Origin of the sequence: Psychrobacter nivimaris (assembly GCF_043419765.1) — a bacterium.
Lineage (GTDB): Bacteria > Pseudomonadota > Gammaproteobacteria > Pseudomonadales > Moraxellaceae > Psychrobacter.
The window spans coordinates 311,426-331,908 of sequence record NZ_JBHOFX010000003.1; the positions used below are offsets into that span (position 1 = coordinate 311,426).

The 20,483-nt window shown below is 43.5% G+C and carries 16 protein-coding genes; 9 read left to right on the plus strand and 7 right to left on the minus strand.

Features of this window, described 5'->3' with window-relative positions; translation table 11 throughout:
• Positions 1-204 precede the first annotated feature (204 nt).
• Positions 205-1,170: a pirin family protein gene (locus ACHEVO_RS08040; protein ID WP_394124556.1), complete on the plus strand. Its 966-nt coding sequence runs from the start codon at positions 205-207 to the stop codon at positions 1,168-1,170.
• Positions 1,171-1,258: 88 nt separating this feature from the next.
• Here the strand turns inward: ACHEVO_RS08040 and nemA are convergent, their stop codons facing one another.
• Both nemA and ACHEVO_RS08050 read right to left on the minus strand, forming a co-directional pair.
• Positions 1,259-2,362: an alkene reductase gene (gene nemA, locus ACHEVO_RS08045; RefSeq protein WP_201568238.1), complete on the minus strand. Its 1,104-nt coding sequence runs from the start codon at positions 2,360-2,362 to the stop codon at positions 1,259-1,261.
• Between the two features lie 250 nt (positions 2,363-2,612).
• Positions 2,613-3,536, minus strand: coding sequence for a DMT family transporter (locus ACHEVO_RS08050; protein WP_394124557.1), 924 nt, complete (start codon positions 3,534-3,536; stop codon positions 2,613-2,615).
• A 603-nt stretch (positions 3,537-4,139) separates the two neighbouring features.
• Between ACHEVO_RS08050 and ACHEVO_RS08055 the strand changes: the two genes are divergently transcribed.
• From ACHEVO_RS08055 to ACHEVO_RS08070, 4 genes are all read left to right on the plus strand, one after another.
• Positions 4,140-4,553, plus strand: coding sequence for a hypothetical protein (locus ACHEVO_RS08055; protein ID WP_102094644.1), 414 nt, complete (start codon positions 4,140-4,142; stop codon positions 4,551-4,553).
• A gap of 280 nt (positions 4,554-4,833) precedes the next feature.
• Positions 4,834-5,838 (plus strand): lipoate--protein ligase, encoded by a 1,005-nt coding sequence (locus ACHEVO_RS08060; RefSeq protein ID WP_394124558.1) that lies wholly within the window; start codon positions 4,834-4,836, stop codon positions 5,836-5,838.
• Positions 5,839-6,047: 209 nt separating this feature from the next.
• Positions 6,048-6,464, plus strand: a complete 417-nt coding sequence (locus ACHEVO_RS08065; RefSeq protein WP_191114585.1) for a VOC family protein — start codon at positions 6,048-6,050, stop codon at positions 6,462-6,464.
• 129 nt (positions 6,465-6,593) lie between these two features.
• Positions 6,594-7,361, plus strand: coding sequence for a lysozyme inhibitor LprI family protein (locus ACHEVO_RS08070; protein WP_394124559.1), 768 nt, complete (start codon positions 6,594-6,596; stop codon positions 7,359-7,361).
• A 145-nt stretch (positions 7,362-7,506) separates the two neighbouring features.
• On the opposite strand, the gene ACHEVO_RS08075 is transcribed toward ACHEVO_RS08070, so the two are convergent.
• Positions 7,507-9,642 (minus strand): FAD-dependent oxidoreductase, encoded by a 2,136-nt coding sequence (locus ACHEVO_RS08075; RefSeq protein ID WP_394124560.1) that lies wholly within the window; start codon positions 9,640-9,642, stop codon positions 7,507-7,509.
• Between the two features lie 403 nt (positions 9,643-10,045).
• On the opposite strand from ACHEVO_RS08075, the gene ACHEVO_RS08080 reads away from it, so the two are divergent.
• A complete protein-coding gene (locus tag ACHEVO_RS08080) occupies positions 10,046-11,710 on the plus strand; it encodes an AMP-binding protein (protein WP_394124561.1) in 1,665 nt (554 codons plus the stop codon).
• A 213-nt stretch (positions 11,711-11,923) separates the two neighbouring features.
• Here the strand turns inward: ACHEVO_RS08080 and ACHEVO_RS08085 are convergent, their stop codons facing one another.
• The 4 genes from ACHEVO_RS08085 to hemA all read right to left on the minus strand — a co-directional run bounded on the left by ACHEVO_RS08085 (position 11,924) and on the right by hemA (position 16,030).
• Positions 11,924-12,343 carry a DUF6691 family protein gene (locus ACHEVO_RS08085; protein ID WP_394124562.1) on the minus strand — a complete coding sequence of 140 codons (420 nt, stop codon included), beginning with the start codon at positions 12,341-12,343 and terminating at the stop codon, positions 11,924-11,926.
• 98 nt (positions 12,344-12,441) lie between these two features.
• Positions 12,442-12,879: a YeeE/YedE family protein gene (locus tag ACHEVO_RS08090; RefSeq protein WP_394124563.1), complete on the minus strand. Its 438-nt coding sequence runs from the start codon at positions 12,877-12,879 to the stop codon at positions 12,442-12,444.
• Positions 12,880-13,112: 233 nt separating this feature from the next.
• On the minus strand, positions 13,113-14,249 hold the full coding sequence (locus ACHEVO_RS08095) for an aminotransferase class V-fold PLP-dependent enzyme (protein ID WP_394124564.1): 1,137 nt from the start codon (positions 14,247-14,249) through the stop codon (positions 13,113-13,115).
• A gap of 368 nt (positions 14,250-14,617) precedes the next feature.
• Positions 14,618-16,030, minus strand: coding sequence for a glutamyl-tRNA reductase (gene hemA, locus ACHEVO_RS08100; RefSeq protein ID WP_394124565.1), 1,413 nt, complete (start codon positions 16,028-16,030; stop codon positions 14,618-14,620).
• A gap of 551 nt (positions 16,031-16,581) precedes the next feature.
• Here hemA and ACHEVO_RS08105 point away from each other — a divergent pair.
• The 3 genes from ACHEVO_RS08105 to ispE all read left to right on the plus strand — a co-directional run bounded on the left by ACHEVO_RS08105 (position 16,582) and on the right by ispE (position 20,414).
• The gene (locus ACHEVO_RS08105) at positions 16,582-18,537 is read left to right on the plus strand and encodes a hypothetical protein (RefSeq protein WP_394124566.1); all 1,956 of its coding nucleotides are present in this window, start codon (positions 16,582-16,584) and stop codon (positions 18,535-18,537) included.
• A gap of 191 nt (positions 18,538-18,728) precedes the next feature.
• Complete coding sequence (gene lolB, locus ACHEVO_RS08110; protein WP_394124567.1) at positions 18,729-19,361, plus strand: lipoprotein insertase outer membrane protein LolB; 633 nt, start codon at positions 18,729-18,731, stop codon at positions 19,359-19,361.
• A 90-nt stretch (positions 19,362-19,451) separates the two neighbouring features.
• Positions 19,452-20,414 carry a 4-(cytidine 5'-diphospho)-2-C-methyl-D-erythritol kinase gene (gene ispE / locus ACHEVO_RS08115; protein ID WP_394124568.1) on the plus strand — a complete coding sequence of 321 codons (963 nt, stop codon included), beginning with the start codon at positions 19,452-19,454 and terminating at the stop codon, positions 20,412-20,414.
• Positions 20,415-20,483 lie beyond the last annotated feature (69 nt).

A 20,483-nucleotide genomic window follows, 5' to 3' on the forward strand; every position in this document is an offset into this window, starting at 1 on the left:
TGCTTTAGTGTCTGTCAGCATTTGAATAATTGATCAGTACTCAGATAATGGCTGACAGTATGTTTGATGATAGTTAAATGGTTTTAGACAGTAATCTTAGAGATCAATGAGAATAAACACAACATAAGTCTATTTTTATAGTAGAATTAACGTAAGGCATTCATCCTATTGATAGCAATGCCACTTAGACTTATGAGGTAATCCATGCGTCCAATCAAGCATATTCATGGTGATAAAAAGCCGCATTGGGTAGGTGATGGGTTTTTCGTAAAAACCCTAATCAACCATCTCGATAATAATCCTGATTTTAACTACAGCCATACCGATCCCTTTTTATTATTTGACTACGGTAAGCCTACGACCTTTTTACCCAATCCTGATTATAAACTGCAACCGCATGGTGTTGGACTGCATCCACACAAAGGTTTTGAAACCGTAACCATCGCTTATTCAGGTGAGATTAGCCATGCAGACTCAACAGGTGGGCGCGGCGATATTTTAGAAGGTGATGTACAGTGGATGACTGCTGGTCGCGGTATTCTGCACGAAGAGTTCCACTCTGAAGCCTTTGGGCAACGTGGTGGTATATTTAGTATGGTGCAGTTATGGGTCAACTTGCCAAGCGCCCACAAACTGACCGACCCCAAATACCAATCTATCAAACGTGCTGATATGCCTATCGTCAATCTGATAGACAATAGCGATGAGCAAACTGTCATCGGCCAAGCTGCCATTATTGCCGGTGACTGGCATGGGATAACGGGAGCAGCAACGACCTTTACGCCAGTCAATATGTGGGATATTGAGCTACATACAGCAGGTACAACCACGCTACAAGTGCCGAAAACGCACAACACCCTACTGCTGGTACAAGAAGGTCAAGTATTGGTCAACGGTACAGCCGTCAGCGCAGGGAGTTTGATAGAATTTTCAGCGCCTATTCGAAATCATGTAGGCACTCAATCTGAACATTCATCATTACCTGCTACTGATACTATCGAATTAACCTACCCTGCAACTACCGATGAAGACATACCTATCAAATTGCTATTGCTAAGCGGTGAGCCAATCGGTGAACCGGTCGCAGGTCACGGTCCCTTTGTCATGAATACTCAAGAAGAACTAAGACAAACCTTCCGTGATTATCAAATAGGCATTTTCGGCAAATAATGAAAGTCTAAGCATAAAAAAAAGCCGCTCAACTATTGCTAGTTAAGCGGCCTTTTCATGTTGCGTTATTTAGCTAAAAATCTAACTATTACGCTTGGTCTAAAAATGGATAGTCGGTATAACCTTCAGCACCGCCACCATAGAAAGACTCTGGATGCTGCTCATTGAGTGGCGCGCCTTTTTGAATGCGCTCAGCCAAATCAGGGTTCGCGATATAGTCACGGCCAAAGGCGACTGCATCGATATAACCTGCTTTCACATTTTGCTCTGCTTTTTCGGCAGTGTAGCCACCAGCTGCGATAATCATTTGATCAAAAGCAGCACGCACACGCTTACGGAAGTCTTCGCTATACGGCGTACCACCTGCCCAATCTGGCTCTGACAGATGCAGATACATGATGCCGCGTTTGTTGATCTGCTCAATCATCCAGATATTTTCGTCTTCGTTATATCCAGCTTCTACGTTGTTGAACGTACCAAGTGGTGAAATACGAATACCAACATGATCTGCATCCCAAGCGTCTACACACGCATCGATAACATCAAGCGTCAAGCGCGCACGGTTTTCGCGGCTACCGCCGTATTCATCATCACGTTGGTTGGTTTGCTCAACCCAGAACTGATGCAATAGGTAACCGTGAGCACCATGAATCTCTACCCCATCAAAACCCGCTTCTTTGGCGTTCTTAGTTGCTTGACCAAAGTCAGCGATAACTTGTTTAATTTCTTCAAGTGTGGCTGGACGAGGCGGCGTTGCATCTACACGAATGGCTTGGTTATCGCTGTCACGTAGTGAGGTACGTACACCAACATCAACGTTAGAAGCAGAGATAGGCGCTTTGCCGTCTGGCTGTACACTCTCGTGAGAAACTAAGCCCGTGTGCCATAGCTGTACGACGATTTTGCCACCTTTAGCATGGACGTTATCTACGATGGTTTTCCATGCAGTGATTTGGTCTTTGGTATGAACGCCTGGCGCGCCAGCATAGCCTTTCGCTTGGAAAGATACTTGCGTCGCCTCAGTGATTACCAAGCCAGAACCTGCACGCTGTGAATAATATTCGCTTGCAAGTGCTGTTGGTACATCGCTTGGCTCAACCGAACGCAGACGCGTCAACGGTGCCATAATGATGCGGTTTTTTAGGGTTTGGGTACCCATCTTGACGGTTTCAAATAGATTATCGTGTGCCATAAAAAGCCCTGTTTATTGTTTTAAACCTTACTATCAGGTTTACTATTATTGGTAATAAATAGCACTTATATTAGTAGGTAGCACTTAGCTGTCGTTCTATAGTTTGCGAAGTACACTACTCATAAGCCGAGTTCTTTATAGGGGGCAGATGCGATTATTCCAAGCAATATTTACAAACGGAAACACCAATATTTAGATATTCGAATCTTTATAATTAAAGGCTACGAAGACAGTTTACCGTAGCTTAAACTCACGTCGCCCGCGTGGGATTCTTTGGTTGTAGCATTTTTTTGATAGATAGCTCAAGTGACAAATATGTGCCAAACAATATCACTACTGAGCCGATGATGGCTTGGATATTAAGGGCTTCACCAAGTAGTAGATACCCTAAAATAATGGCAAAAATGGGAATTACCAAGGTGATACTGGTGGCGCGCGTCGGGCCAATATTTTTAATCAGCTGATTCATAAAAATAAGGGCAATGGCAGTCGAAAATACACCGATACAGATCACTGATACCCACGCCTTTATGCTGATATCTTTACCATATGGGAACTCATTAAAGGCTACAGGCAGCATAATGATACTACCGATAATGAGCGATCCTGCGGTGATAGCGACTGGCGATACCTCATACAGATAGTTTTTGGTGATGTTGGCCCCAAGCGCATAACCCACACAGGCCAGTAGCGCGTAGCCCATCGGTAGTAGACCTTCGACCAACCCTTTGCCTGGCTCACCGCCACCAAATAAGCTTTCGCTCATCAGTATGATTACCCCAATCACTCCGATGACCAAACCGAGTGCTTGTTTTTTTGATAGCCTATCTTTGAAGAAGACTCTAGCGATAAAACCACTCATCATCGGTACAGAAGCATTTAGCACGGCTAACACGCCTGCGTTCACTGATTGCGCGGAAAACGAGAACAACACAAAGGGCAGCGCTGCTGAAAACAAGCCAACGAGCGCTAGCATTTTCCAATGCTCCTTGATGCCGACTCTGTTTTTCTTATTGAGCAATACAAAGACCAACATGACCAATCCGGCGAATATCACACGCAAACTGGCGAATGCCAATGAGCCAAACTCAGGCACGCCAATGCGATAAAAAACGAAAGAGAGTGACCACATAAAAGAGAGCGTCACAAAGATGATGAGGTCACGGTTGGTCATTGGGTAATCCTATTAAGCGCTTAGACTGCGTTTGCCAACTCGTGTCGGTCATAAGCGTCTGATGCGTTGTAAAAACTATCATGTGATTAAAAACTCATGATGATAACTTTTTAATTGTTTGATGGGTAATTTTTTATAAAGTTTATAGTGAGTTTTTATCCACTTATTAATTTTCCTAGCACAGTTTTAAGGTTTTCACCTTTTGATAATTTATAAATCTGGACAAATCCTTTTTATTAAGCAGCATATAGCAAGCAGCGCTGATCCTATATTTCTTATACTTTAGCCTATTCCAGCGCCTTTCTATTCACATACTAAAGAACTCGAAAGTCATCCTTAAGTAAGTCATCCATTCAATATCTACAAAAATAGATTCACGGTCATAGTAAATCCTGCTTATATCACTACCTTATAACAGCTACTCTTAATAATGCTAATGATAGAAGTAGCTTTAATACATCAGTTCAGGTTTTACTTAAGTATATTAGTTGATATTTGTTTACTAATTTTCTACTATCTAAAAGGTATTGGTTAGTATTTGGCCATACAAAAAATAGATGGCAAACATCATTAGTAGGATTTATAAATTATTGAGGAATGATTATGAAAAGGATAGCGTTATTTGTCGGTATGATGTCAGTTGCAACGGCAGGTTTTTGCGGGGTTGGTCAGTTCTCAGATGAGACCACTTGCTATGTTTATAAACAAGATAAACTGCAAAAAAAGCTAAACTGTCAGTATGAGGGCGCTGAGGGTGCAGCGATGAGTTATAGTTTTAGACAGGTCTCCTATAACCTGCCAGGATTTGGCAAAATGGCAACCTCTACCAGTGCAAACTATAATGACCGTAATGAAGTGACTGGATGGACGACCACCGTCAATGACGAGCCAGCGATCATCAGATATCGTCTGCCAACCAATCAGCGTATCGTCAGTGATGCCTATGCGCAGTCTGGTAAAGCAGTTATGCAATGTTATCTTAGTACAAAATCGCAGTGGGAGATTTGTGCTAAATAGAACAAAGTACTCTGGCAATTCATAGTGCAATAAAGCTGAGCGTTTTGCTTGGCTTTTATTGCCGCCCGCTAAAAACTGAAGCATCAACCTTAGCACCATCCTCTATGAAATTTTTTCACCGTTTTCTCTATATGCTCAACGTCTTCACCACTGTCAAAGCCACTGATAAAATCAACCTCTCTGTTAGACAGCCATTGAATTACAAGCTTGCATCGGTAAGAATGATGCTACCTATTTATAAAACCTACTCACCAACCCAGTTTATTAAAGAGTCAAATACATGAAACTGCGCATCCTAAAATCTGCTGTGACCAATCCTTGGTTTAATCTTGCCACCGAGGATTGGATATTTAATACGCTCAACCCCGACTCGCATACTCTATTTTTATGGCGAAACTCTGAGACCGTGGTTATTGGACGCTCACAAAATCCATGGGTAGAGTGCAAAACCGATAAGATGGAAGCAGACGATGTCTTTTTAGCACGGCGTCAGAGCGGCGGCGGCGCTGTGTTCCATGACTTGGGTAATACCAATTTTACTTTTTTATCGCCCAGTGATGCTTACGATCAAGAAGCAAACTTCACCGTCATCATCAATGCGCTTAAGAAACTCGGCATAGACGCCACGCTGTCTGGTCGTAACGATATGCAGGTCGGCGACCGCAAAATATCGGGCAGCGCATTTAGACATGCAGCCGATCGTAGCTTTCATCATGGCACATTGTTGGTCAATGCCAATATGCAAAAGCTTGGCGACTATCTAAACCCGCATCCATTAAAGCTTAAAGCAAAAGGCATCAAATCTGTGCGTGCTCGCGTGGCAAACTTGGTAGATTTTAATGAGACTATCAATCACGATACCTTGTCTGATGCGATTATCGAAGCGTTTTGTGAATATTATGGAGAGACTGCACAGGTCGAGCAATTAGATGAGGCTAGCCTTGCTAAGCAACCAACGCTAAACGCTTACTATCAGCAGATGGCAGACTGGGATTGGCGTTTTGGTAAAACGCCTGAGTTTACTCATCATATCGAGACGCGCTTTGATTGGGGCATGATGGATGTGCATATGGATGTGAAGCAGGCGATGATTACCGAAGTTGTCATCTTCTCTGATGCGCTCAACGTTGAGCTTATTGACTTACTTAAAGAGACATTAACTGGTATTAGATATAACAAGAAAGAGATTCAAGCTAAACTCGATGAGTTAGCAAAAGCGCAACCTGAACTGGCAGCGCAAGTGAGTGATTTTGAAAAATGGTTAGTTAGTGAGATGGAAGGTTAGATTTTGCGACGTCAGATTTAATCTAGCAAGTATTATAGAGTGTGCTGCTTGCACTGCTTGATAAAAATTTACTGACACAAAGGCGCTTTATGTAATTAACGGTATTGATACCATACATACGCCATCTGAGATTTTGTATATTAATGATGCATAACAAGCACCCTACCATTACTCCATTTTTTATGAATAATCAATATTAAGGTATTTTCATGAAGTACTTACATGCAATGATTAGAACCAACAAACTAGAAGAAACGTTATTTTTCTATTGTGACCTTATGGGCTTACAACTGCTAAGAAAGAAAGACTCTGAATCAGGCAGATTCAGCTTATATTTTTTAGCAACGCATGAGGGTGCGCCAGAGATTGAGGTGACACACAACTGGGATGAAAGAGAATATACCAATGGCGATAATTTTGGGCACTTTGCCTTTAGAGTCGATAACATATACGCACAGTGCGACACCTTTATACAGGCAGGGATCGAGATATTAAGACCGCCTAGAGATGGCCATATGGCTTTTGTTAAAGACCCTAATAACATCTCAATTGAGCTGCTACAAAATGGCGAAGACTTAGAACCTATTGAGCCTTGGATTTCGATGGAAAATATTGGCAGTTGGTAAATGAGTGAGGCTGGTTAGTTGGGCTAGGATGGATGGACTGATTCGTTTTTTGCAGATAGTGATGATGACACGTATATCACAGTTATAGCGTTCTTAAAATACAATCAAGCTCTAAAAAATGAGGGTAATATGAAAAAGTTATGCATCACTACAATCGGTATTTTAGGCACTTGCCTACTCTCCACTTATGCCAATTCAGCAAGTTTTGATTGCAACAAAGCGGCTAGTTGGGTAGAAAAAACCGTCTGTGACAGCCCTGAGCTTTCTAAGCTTGATGACGCAATGGCGAAGAAATATAAAAGCAATCTTGCCACCTCTTCTGACTATGAAGACAGCAAAGCCTTTAAAAATAGGTCCATTGCGAATCAACGCACATGGCTTACGTTTCAGCGTAATACCTGTAAAAGTGAAGAATGTCTGATACGCGAGTATAAAGAGTATATCGAAGAGCAAAGCAGTTACGGTGTGGCTTGGAATTTTTCAGATGAGTTAAGTCCTTCTGATTTACCGAGTAAAAGTGCCTTTGGTAAGTTTTCTCAAACCTCTCAAATCTCAATATACAATTCAGGTACTCAGCGCTGGGAAGATACGGGAGAGGCAAAAAACACGGTATCGATTCATAGTGTCGCTAATAAACCTTATCTTTCTATTATCGAGGGCGTTTTGATTTTTACCAATGCTCATACCTGTGATTTAGGAGAGAGTAAAGCCATATGGTCACAGAATCACTGGGTCATCAACGATGATCAGCCAAATAAAATCATTGAGCTGCGTTTATATCCAGCAACTTATAAAGGCCAGACTCAATTATTATTAAGAGATATGGATGATCAATATAGAAGACTGCATTGTGGTATGCGAGGGTATTTTGACGGTATTGTATTAGAGCGTGAGTAAGTGAGCAAAAACTCTATATTCTCTCAGAATAAATATAAGTTGAACTGAAGATCTAATTTAATAAGTCAAATTTTCATTCTAAATAAAAAAGGACGGCAAGAGATATCCCCTCGCCGTCCATTATTTAACACTCATGCTAAAGAGTTTAGATCTGAGCAGCAACCTCAGCACCATCACGAATCGCACGTTTAGCATCTAGTTCAGCTGCTAGCTTAGCACCGCCAATTAGGTGATATTGTGCGTCTGGTGCATCACCAACATTTGGCATCAGCTCAACGACTGACTCTTGACCCGCACAGACGACGACGCTATCGACACGTAATAACTGGCTTTGACCTTGTGGGTTAGTCACCCAGATACCTTCGTTGGTGATTTTGTCATATTGCACGCCAGCGACTTGGATGACACCATGCGATTTGATATGCGCACGATGTACCCAGCCTGAGGTTTTGTTCAGACCACTACCCAAACGGCCTTTGCTACGCTGCATCAAATATACTTGGCGAATCGGTTTGATCGCTGCTGGTCTGACCAGACCACCATCACTTTGATAGTCGGTATCGTTGGTCACACCCCACTCTTCGCGCCACTCGCTGATTGATTGCGGCTCAGGGCGATAGCTTGGATCTTTTAGTCCCTCAGGGCCGATTTCATCCAGTGACTGACCATGATTGGCTGTCAGATATTCACTGACATCAAAGCCAATACCACCAGCACCGATGACCGCTACGGTATTACCCACTGCTTTTTCGCCAGATAGCAGCTCAGCATAGCTCATGACTTGTGGCAGCTCAGCACCTTCGAGCTTACCTTCTAGACTTCTCGGTACGACACCCGTTGCCACGATGACATGATGGAACTTAGCCTTTTCAAGCATGTCTTTATCGACTTTGGTGTTCAGTTTAATCTCAACACCTAGATGCTCAAGCTCATTGATATAGTAGCGAATAGTCTCAAAGAACTCTTCTTTACCAGGGATGACTTTGGCGTAGTTAAACTGCCCGCCAAGCACGTCTTTTGCTTCAAACAGAGTTACGTCATGACCACGTAAAGCGGCCACATGAGCGGCTGACATACCAGCAACACCGCCACCGATGACGGCGACTTTCTTCGGTTTTTTGGTTTTCTTATAGACCAGTTCAGTCTCATAACAGGCTTGCGGATTGACCAAACAAGTCGAGCGTTTGTTTTCAAATGTGTGGTCGAGGCAGGCTTGGTTACAGGCGATACAAGTGTTAATGCGATCTGTCTGTCCATTTTTGGCTTTATTGACCCAATGCGCATCAGCCAAGAATGGACGTGCCATTTGAATCATGTCAGCTTGACCAGTAGCAACGATTTCTTCTGCTGTTTCTGGCATGTTGATACGGTTAGCTGCCATCATCGGGATACTAATATGCTTTTTGATTTCCGCGGTAAAATCAACGAAAGCGGCTCGTGGCACGCTCGTCACGATAGTCGGCACACGCGCTTCATGCCAGCCGATGCCAGTGTTCATGATGGTCACGCCCGCTTCTTCTAACGCTTTGGCCACGGTGATGACTTCATCCATGACGTTACCGTCTTTGACTAAATCAATCACTGATAAACGGAATAGAATAATAAAGTCTTCGCCAGTCGCCGCGCGTACCGCTTTGACCACGTCAACAGCGAACTTCATACGTCCATGAATATCACCACCATAAATGTCTTTACGCTTATTCACATGGCTTGATAAAAACTGGTTGAGCAAATAACCTTCAGAGCCCATGATTTCGACACCATCATAGCCTGCTTGCTTGGCAAGTTTGGCTGAGCGAGCATAGTCTTTTACCGTTTGCTCGATGTTTTTGATGCTCATCTTGCGTGGTTTAAACGGTGAGATTGGTGACTTAATCGGGCTAGAGGATACGGCAAATGGATGATAGCCATAGCGACCACTGTGCAATATCTGCATGATGATTTTGCTGTCGTGCTTATGCACAGCACGGGTGACGCGCTGGTGATTAATCACGTCAGCTTTAGTATTCATCGTTCCGCCAGCAGGCAACAACCAACCTTCGCGATTGGGCGAGATACCGCCAGTGATCATCATTGCTACGCCTCCCTTGGCACGTTCTGCAAAATACGCCGCCAGCTTGCCATAATTATAAAAACGGTCTTCAAGCCCAGTATGCATCGAGCCCATCACCATACGGTTTTTTAGCGTAGTAAAGCCCAAATCTAGTGGCTCAAATAAATGCGGATAGTGTTCATTGGTGCTAGCGGTTTGGATCGTATTGGCACTATGGCTGGCAGACATATCATTTTCCTTATGAATAGTTTATGAGGCTACTTCTTAAAAACGGCTTTTTAGAATTAGTGGGCCTAAGGGGTTTAGCATCATCGATATCGTAACACACCGCGATTATTGTCAGCTATGCAGACAAGCGACTGATGAGTGAGCACTATATTAATTGCTATAACGAGCGGGACGGTGTATCAGGCTGTACTGTGGCATATGGTTAAGCAAACACCACAAAACCCAGCCAACTTTTGAGGTAGATTATATACCGTTAGCTTAATATCACTTAGAGATTAGACTAAGATATAAATCGATAAATATCGACTTATACCTATAATTTCTATGCTAGATTACTGTACTAAATAATATACTGACGTTAATGTACTGACGCATTATAGAAATAAGATAAAGGACTATCATCATGACAGATTTCCATACAGGTCTCGGCAAAAATACTGCCAACCATCAACCACTTACCCCTATTGATTTTATCATTCGCAGCGCGCAAGTTTATCCTAATAAGACTGCCATCATTTATGACGACCTAGAACACAATAACCTCACTCAGACATGGCAACAGACCTATACCCGCTGTCGCCAACTGGCTGATGGTCTGCGCAAATTGGGCATTGATAAGAACGACACAGTAGCCGTGATGCTACCGAACACGTCAGCGATGGTCGAATGCGCCTTTGGTGTACCTATGTCAGGCGGCGTACTCTGTACTTTGAACACTCGTCTCGACATCAATGCACTTACCTTTTGTTTGCAGCATTCCGAAGCCAAGGTCTTAATCTTAGACAGCGAGTTTGCTGAGCATGCTGAGATTATTGATGAGACTTTTCCAGACTTAATCGTCATTCATTCAACGGACAAAGCTGTCGATGTCGAGCGTTTTGGGCTCATGAGTTATGAAGCATTGGTAGCCAGTTCAGACAGTTTGGATAACTGGGAGATGCCGACAGATGAGTGGGATGCTATTGCGCTGAACTATACCTCTGGGACGACAGGCAAACCCAAAGGTGTGGTCTATCACCATCGCGGCGCAACTCTCAATGCTATCTCTAATATTTTAGATTGGGACATGCCCAAGCACCCGATGTATCTATGGACGCTGCCGCTTTTCCACTGTAACGGTTGGTGCTTTCCGTGGACCATCGCTGAACGTGCTGGGGTCAATGTATGCTTGCGAAAAATTGATGCTGATTTGATATTGCAGCTGATTGCCAAGCATCAAGTTAGCCATTATTGCTCTGCACCGGTCGTACATAATATGATTGCTAGCGGCAAACCAGAATATAAAGATGCTATCACCCATACCGTCAAAGGTTGGGTCGCGGGTGCACCGCCATCTGAAACCATGCTGGCCGCAATGGAAGCAATGGGTTTTCATATCTCGCACGTTTATGGACTTACTGAAGTATATGGGCCAGTGACGGTCTGCGCTGAGCAGGAAGAATGGAATGAGCTTGATGTGGCTACCCGTGCCCAAAAGAAATCACGTCAAGGCATGACTTCTCACTTGATGGCAGGGTTTGAGGTATTTAAGCAAGGTACGACTGAACCAGTCGCCGCTGACGGGGAAGAGATGGGCGAGCTGGCGCTACGTGGCAATATGGTAATGAAAGGCTATCTAAAAAGCCGCAAGGCTACCGAAGAGGCATTCGCTGATGGCTGGTTTCGCACGGGTGATTTGGGCGTCAAATACCCTGATGGCTATATCAAAATTATGGACAGACTAAAAGATATCATCATCTCAGGCGGTGAGAATATCTCTAGTATCGAGGTAGAAAACGTCTTGTATAAACTACCTGCGATTGAAAGCTGCGCTGTCGTTGCCGCGCCACATGATAAATGGGGCGAAGTGCCCGTTGCCTTTATCGAGATTCACGCCGGTAGTACTCTGCAACGTGATACGGTGATGGAGCATTGTAGTCAGCACCTAGCAGGTTTTAAAGTGCCGAAACATATTGTCTTTGCAGAAATACCCAAGACCAGTACCGGTAAAGTTCAAAAGTTTGAGCTACGCCAAGCCGCAAAATCATTGGCACACGAAACGCCAAAAGTAACCGCTAGTGCTAAATAAAACGGCGAATTATTAAGTCATCAATTAACATCCACTAAAAAGGTCAGATACATATATATAGCTGACCTTTTTTCGAGTGCTAGCCTATAGTCAAAGAAGTCTAAAGCGGGTACAAGGCAGCCGACTGCAGATTGTACAAATAGTATGTCTAGGGAGGATAACGCCGTAGCCGCTTAGTAGTTCTCTGACTATATTTATAGAGAACTAATTATGTTAATCAAGCTTAGGCTCAAGCCATTGATAAACTAGCATTCCTATAATCATGGCAGGAATAAAGACATAGGCTTGCCATTGACCAGTACCGAGCAATACAATTCCTGGTCCTGGGCAGATACCAACTAACCCCCAACCGATACCGAAAAACATCGCACCGATAAGCAATTTTTTATTGATAACGGTTTTGCTTGGCATATCAATCGGTGTGCCAATCCAACTGCTCTGTTGACGCTTTGCTAATCGCACACCGAAAAATGCCACTATCAGGCCACCGCCCATCACAAGAGCAAGGGAGATATCCCATGCGCCAAATACGTCCAAAAACCCTTGTACTTTTACAGGATCGGTCATACCTGACACCAATAGTCCCAGTCCAAACAGCAGTCCTACTAGCAATCCGATTATATTTTTTAGCATCGTCGTATCTCGCTATTATTATCTTTTATTAACCATCATATGTCGTTAGCGCGTGAGCCCGACTATCAGTCTTCATCTGGCAATCTGCCATGAGTTCGCTATAGCAGGCCTAATACGTGACGACCGATATAAACGGTCACAATTCCAAACAGCATAAAGGTGACGGTCGCTGCCAATGACCGTGGAGACAGACGCGCATTACCACAAATACCATGTCCACTCGTGCATCCTGAACCTAAACGCGTGCCAAAGCCGACCAGTAACCCTGCACCAACCAATAATGGCACGGAAGTACTGATAGCTACCTCAGGTAGTGGTCTTGCCAACTGATATAGCAGTGGTGAGATGACCAAACCCAGTATAAATAGCACCTGCCACATCTCTACACGCTTGGGTTTTAGTAGGCTTGAAAAAATACCACTGATACCTGCTATACGGCCAATACCTAGCAGTAAGATAACCGTCGCTACGCCTAGCATTAGACCTCCTACCAAGGAGATCGGCGTAAATGCTTGCCAGTCTATCTGTATGCTCATAACGGACTACCTAATTAAGTTTATTAAATACACGATCAAGTATTAATTTATAAAAATACATTATATTATAAAATATAATAAAAAGGTAAAAAAATACTGAACCTAGCATAATGCTAATAGTTCAGTATTTTTTATAACTGTAAAGACTGTACTGTAAAGGCTTTAAAAAGGGCAGTGAAAAAACTTAATAAGCTATCTATTAATATTTTTATCAGCCCTCTTAATTGGTATCTTTACTGGCTCAGCACTTTATCAAGTGCCGTTTCAAAACGCGCTACTGTGCCATCGATATCAGTCAATTTGTCCAAGCCAAATAGACCTAACCGGAAAGTCTTAAAGTTATCAGGCTCGCCCACTTTTAATGGTACGCCAGCCGCGATTTGTACCCCGATTTCAGCGAAGGCACTACCTTTATGCATGTCATCACGATCAGTATAAGAGACGACCACACCGGGTGCTTTAAATCCTTCAGCAGCGACGCTCTCAACGCCTTTGGCTTCGAGTACTTCACGGATACGTTTGCCAAGTGTCCACTGCGCGCCACACAATTTATCAAAACCGATTGCTTTGGCTTCATTCACGGCATCACGGAACTGACGTAAGCTGTCTGTCGGCATAGTCGCATGGTAAGCATGACCGCCATTTTCGTAAGCACGCATGATATTCAACCATTGCTTTAAGTCGATACTAAAGCTATCAGCCTCAGTACTGTCTACTTTTTTGACAGCAGCATCGCTTAGCATGACCAAGCCAGCGCCCGGCGTACTGCTCCAACCTTTTTGCGGTGCGCTAATCAGTACATCGATACCCAATGCTTTCATATCTAACCATACGCAGCCTGAGGCGATGCAATCAATGACTAACAATCCGCCAACGCTATGCACAGCCTCGCTCAACGCTTTGATATAGTCATCTGACAAGATGATGCCTGAAGAGGTTTCGACATGCGGCGCAAATACAACTGCTGGCTTTTCTTCTTTGATTTTGGCTGCGGCAACGTCAATATCGACTGGAGCAAACGGTTTTGGCGACTCACTATCATCGGCACGATTGGCCGTAAGGACTGTAGATGATTTGGCGATTTTGCCTTTTTCTAAGATTTGTGTCCAACGATAGCTGAACCAGCCATTACGAATGATTAGGCAGTCTTCATCATTTGCCAACTGGCGAGCGACTGCTTCCATACCATAAGTACCAGAACCAGGAACGATCACCACTGCGTCAGCGTTATACACAGATTTTAGGTCACTAGATAGATCATTCATTACTTGCTGAAAGGCTTTTGACATATGGTTCAGCGCACGATCGGTGTAAACCACTGAATACTCTAATAAGCCGTTTGGATCGATATCTTGACGTAATGCAGGCATTGAACACTCCTAGTGTATGGTTAGATAATATGCGACATGGATTAGATAGCACTATAATCAAGTACTATTATTTTTGATGGTGAGGTCTTGCGCTGTCTAGAGATGCGTTGTCTTTAAGCGAATAAAAAACAACGGACACTGATGAGGTCTACTAACATTAAGTTAATATATTCGTAGTCATATTACGAGCAAACACCAGCACATATCTTGACCTAAGCCATCCATGAGAGCCTGATATTAGCACTGATACTGAAGGTTGACAACGATACGCTCAGGCAACGATATGACTTGCGCTATCGAGCATTTGTTGGTAGGTGTTGGTAGGTATTGATTGATAAGTTTTGATTTATAAAGCCACAATAAAAACATCAATGCCCTCGATGAGCATCTTGTAGTCCTGACACCACGAAGTCTAGCAACTCACTATCGCCTTCGCGTGCGGCTTTGCGCATCAGTTTCGATGGTGCATGGGTCAATGTTTGGGTCAAACGTCGTGACAGCTCAGTGATGATATCTTCTGGACTGACATCGTCTTGTTGCAGCTTAGCAATAGACTCATGCAGCAGCTTATCGACTTGACCTTGAGTACACGCACGATACTGCTGAATGTCTTTGCCAACTTGGCGAACCTGAAAGCGACGGTCTATCTCAACCACCAATTGGCTCACTAGCAGTTCAGCATCTACTGCGGCTTGGCGACGCTGCTCGATATTACCTGCAATCACATGCTGCAAATCATCGACAGAGTACAGATAAACATCATCAATGCGGCTAATGGTCGAATCGATATCGCGCGGTACGGCCAAATCTATCATAAGCATTGGCTGATAACGGCGACGCTTTAGCGCTTGTATGGTCATTGTCTTATCAATCAACAAATCCATACTACCACTACAACTGCTAACGATATCGGCTTCTGCCAATACTTGCGGTAGTTCCTGTAAAGGTTTAACGTCTACGCGGCGATTAGGGCCACGTAGCTCAGCCGCCAAGGCTTCGGCACGTACGGGATTACGGTTACAGATAATGACTCGTCCAACCCCTAGCCCTGCGATATGGGTGGCCACCAAGCGATTCATCTCGCCTGCCGCAACGACCAAAAGCGTACGACTGGGTAAATCATCAAATATCTGTGTGACCAGTTTAGCTGCAGCAAAACTAAGCGATACAGCCTGTGCGCCAACCTGTGTCTCATTACGCACTCGTTTGGCGGCAGCGAATACTTGATCGATGATCCAGCCTAGCTGATTACTGAGTACTTTTTGGTCTTGAGCCAGATGCACAGAGTTTTTGATTTGACCGAGAATCTGCGGCTCACCCAGTATCATAGAGTCCAGACCAGCCGCTACTCTTAACCAATGAGTCAATGCATGAGTATCACGATGTACATAGAGATAAGGATCAATATCAATGAGTGGTAATTGCTTGAAGTCAGCCAGCCACGTTTTGATCTTGGTAATATGCGCACTAATCGCAGCAGATGAGATATTCATGCTACTACTAAAAGTATTATTGGATGATGATTGGCCAGCAGCTTTGACATCTTGCAAATTGGGTAATTGTGAGTCAGATAATTGGCTATTAGCGTGCTGCGACGTTGGCGATTGTGGCACTAGCGCATAGATTTCGGTGCGGTTACAAGTAGAGACGATCACGCTACCATCAGTAAAGGCTTCTATTTGTTTGAGCGCGACATTTACATCGTCACCCACAAGCGCCAAGCGCTCTCGCAGAGCGACTGGTGCAGTTTTGTGATTGACCCCAATGACCACTAATCTCATTATCGATAGACCATAAACATGACGCTCAGTTGCCCCTTACGCTATCTTATTATTTTTAAAAGACAGTTTTTGACGACAGCGCTAAAAAGGAAGACCCTAAAAACCGCCTATTATATCATTATTGCGGGCTTTAATTAACACTCACCCATCTATGATAACCATATCTCTGTATCTGGTCGCAAATGTAACAAATCAACTACTCATACGATTTATAAAATCAATAGCTGGGTTTTGACTTATGGTCAATAATATAATGTTAAATCATTCGCTTACTCTATCTTAACTTGCTATATTTCTATAATATTCAGTTCGACAGACCTATCTATATTTAATCATCTTCAGTATCGTTCTTTGGCAACGTACTCGCTACTAGTAGCACATTCATACAGTTAGACATGCCGATATTTGAGTAACACGGATGCTATTGTTTATCTCATCGGTCTACTCTTATAATGTTTGTCATGGGTACATATTGCCAATATATAACTTAAAATGATTAAAACAAACTTGCCTTATCTGTGTAGGTAAACCATGGGCGAATACGGCTATCTATGATTTTTTTTGGGTCATTACTTCGGTCACCACATCCCTATAGCGAATACTCTAGCTTCCGTGCTTTATTGCATGTTGCTATTGAGCGCCTGTGTCAACGATATAAGCTAGCGTTGTCTCTAGCTGTATGCCTGTGTTTGTCAGCCCCTGTTCATGCTAGCCATCCCGATGTATTGCTAGAAGCAAAAATTCCTAAAGTATCCGTTGCTACCGATAATAAAGCAGCTAACAGTACGCTAAATGGCAATAAAGTAAATGATAGTAGTGCTGCGATTGATACACCTTATAATGAAGACACGCTTACCATAGAAAACGTAAAAAACATTAATGGCTTAGCGCCAACCAGTCTATGGCAACCTGAGCTTAGTGAACCAAGCTTGTACGCTCTACTGGATGCCGAGTTTGCTGCTGATCGCGATGACAAACGACGTGCGGTCTCTATTTATAAGCAACAGTCTTTTAAAGAAGATGCGACAGCCGTGTTTGAGAGAGCGCTTAGCCTGTCTTTGCGTAACGAAAGGGTTGAAGACTCATTACAGTTTGCCAAGACATGGCAGGACCAAAACCCTGACCATGTGCCTGCGTGGTTTTATGTCGCGCATTTGGCCTTACGTGCCCACGACTACATATTAGCGGGTGAAACTTTAAACCGCATCTTGCGCTATGACCCACGCGCAGACTTAAGCGAAATCCTCATAGGTATTTACCCAAATAACGATGACGATAAGCGTGAGCTGCTTGCCGCGTTGCAGCCATTAGATAGCGAGCAAAACGCCTCATTGTCAGTATTAAAAGCAGGTTTACTCTATCAGTTTAACGAACCTGAAGTGGCTATCGTTCATATCGATCGAGCGCTAGAGCGTCAGCCAGACTACGTGCCCTTTATTACTTTAAAAGCCGATATATTGCGCAAAATTGTGACCGCAGAAACCGTCATCAATTATGTCAGTCAAGCTCGTCTACGTAATCCTGATAGCAAAAGCTTATATCTATATGAGATTCGCTATCTATTAGATTTAAAGCAAAGCGAACAAGCGTGGAAGTTACTGCTTGAGGCGCATAGCCGCTTCAGTGATGATTCTGAAATTACTCTGCTCGCAGCTTTAGTAAGCCTAGATATTGAAGAGTACGCTAGCGCCGATGAGCTACTCAATATGCTTGCTAAGAGTCCAGCTTATCTTGATCAAGCCTATTACTATCTGGGTATCAGTGCTGAGCGTCAGCAGTTGTTCGATCAAGCCAAATACTATCTCAATGGTGTCATGCAAGAGGATTTGGTATTAGAAGCTCGTAGAAAAGTAGTGGCGTTTGAATTACTCGATAATGACATCGATGGGGCAATCGCGACTTTAGAGAAGCTGCGCAAAGACTTCACAGTATTCGCGCCTGACACTTTTGTCATGCAAGCCGATATCTTGTGGCAACAAAACGAGTCGGATGAAGCACTGCGCTTATTGACCCGTGCCGCTCGTAAATATCCTGATAATGAAATGCTACTTTTCGCGCGGGCTCAGCTTTTAGATGATAAAGAAGACTATGTCGTTAAGCGCACCCTGCTCAACCATTTGCAGGCTTTAGATCCTAGCAACTTATCCTATCAGTTAAGCTATGCACAGTTGCTACTCGCAAATGAGCGCAGCTCAGAGCAAGGTCTAGCGCTAGCTACCGCAATTATTCAGATTCGCTATGATGACCCACGTTACGATAACGACCTACATCTGCAAGCCTTAAATGTCTTGGCGGGCAATGCATTGGCCAAAGAGAACTATCAGCAGGTCATCGACTACCTACAGACACCTTATGATGTGCTGCCAACTCTGCGCTCAGGCACGCTGTTATTGCGCGCCTATCAAGGCTTAGGTAACAATGACAAAGTTGAAGTATTACTCGCAGATTTGCAGCAGCGCTTCTCATTTGGACAGCATAATATCAATGACCGCATACAGCTGTATTAATATCGCTGATTGTGGATGTGCTATTTGAGCTTTGTAGTCACAGAGATACGATAGTTGATAAGGTTTTTATAAATAACGAAGCATTTATAAATTACAAGGTCGTTATAAGAAGCTAACAGCCGTGCATAACCGAGCAACAAATAACGCTTAAGCTAATCTCTTTGTTCATCTTTCCATTTTGAGAAACTATTATGTCAGCATCAATCACTTCTTATAAACCAAATAAATTGGCTCTGTTTACTGCTATAACTGCAGCGATAGTCATAACCTCTGGTTGTCAGTCATTAAAAACGGCCAATGCGACTAACCAACCGACGACCACAGTACAAGGCCAAAACGCTGATCAACCAAAAAAGCTAGAGAGCTTCAATATCACCGGTAAAATTGGGGTAACGACACCTGCGAATGATTCAACAGGTACTCAAGGTGGTAGTGCATTTTATGCATGGGGTCAGCAAAACGACCGATTTGCCATTGAGCTGATTGGCGCACTTGGTATTGGTAAAACCAACATCGAATACAATGGTCAGACCGCTACTCTAGTTAGCGAAAAGACAGGTACATTGACCGCTGATGATCCCGAAACCTTGCTAAAGAAAGCCACTGGTTGGCAAGCACCAATTTCACAAATGCCTTATTGGATTTCTGGTCGCCCAGCACCTTCAGATAGTGCGCCGCAACTGGATGATCAGAACCGTTTAGTTAGCTCAGTCAATGGTGAGTGGACAGCCAGCTTTACTTATAAAGGTACGGATAAGCTACCTAGTAAAATTAGTGCAGTACAGCCACAAGGCAACAAAGTTGTAATGACGATCAATCATTAATCCATCTTTTATTAACAACAGAAAGCCTGCTAAAAACCATCATTGCTAATTAAGATAGCTGTTTATAACTGCACCTTATGATAAAAAAATATGACTGAAAATATAGCCGAACCATCTGCTTCTACGGTTACCCGCTTATCACCTGCAAAACTCAATCTGTTTTTGCACATCACGGGTAAACGTGCCGATGGCTATCATAATTTGCAAACGGTATTTCGTCTGCTTGACTGGGGCGATTACTTGCATTTTTCGGTCAGCGATAATACCGTGATTTCTATTACAGATAGTGAATTAAGTGCTAATCAACTCTGTCATCAGCTACTAGTATTGGACGGTGCAGAGGCTATCACTACTAGTATAGAAGATAATTTAATTTTCAAAGCAGCGCGCGCACTGCTAGCATTTGCCATACAGTCAAACACTTTGCCTGAGCAGTTGGCAAAAATGCATATCGCTTTAGATAAGCACTTGCCAATGGGCGCGGGTCTAGGCGGTGGCTCATCTAATGCAGCAACGACTATGCTAGTGCTCAATGAGATTTGGCAGCTTAATTTTACCTGTGATGAGCTCATAAAGATTAGCGCAACTGTGGGTGCGGATGTACCAATATTTATATTTGGTCAAGACGCTATTGCGATGGGTATTGGTGAAGAGTTAACTGCCATTGACCTACCTGACCAGCAATATTTGCTCCTCACACCTGATGCACACGTCAACACTGCCACACTTTTCGCTCATCCAAAACTAGAGCGAGACATCACGCCCCTATCGATTGAAACCATTCAAAGCCAATACGCTGATTATGTACAAACGCTCAATGCACCCTATCACAATGTTTTTACGTCAGTAGTGACTAGCCTCGCTCCTGCTGTTGAAGAGGCTTTATGTTACTTGCAAGGGTTAGAGCAGCAAGCACTGGCTACAGCACGCATGACTGGGTCTGGTAGCGCAGTGTTTTTGCCATTGGATGCAAGCGTGGCTACTAATAAAAAGCTTGTGGTGAAGTGGATTGCGGAAGCACCCTGTAAAGGATATGTGGTGGGAAGTTTATAGCTGGCCATTTTTTACAATTCTGAGCTTGGCTTATATAATATAATTACCAATGCCCAGCATATTACAGCT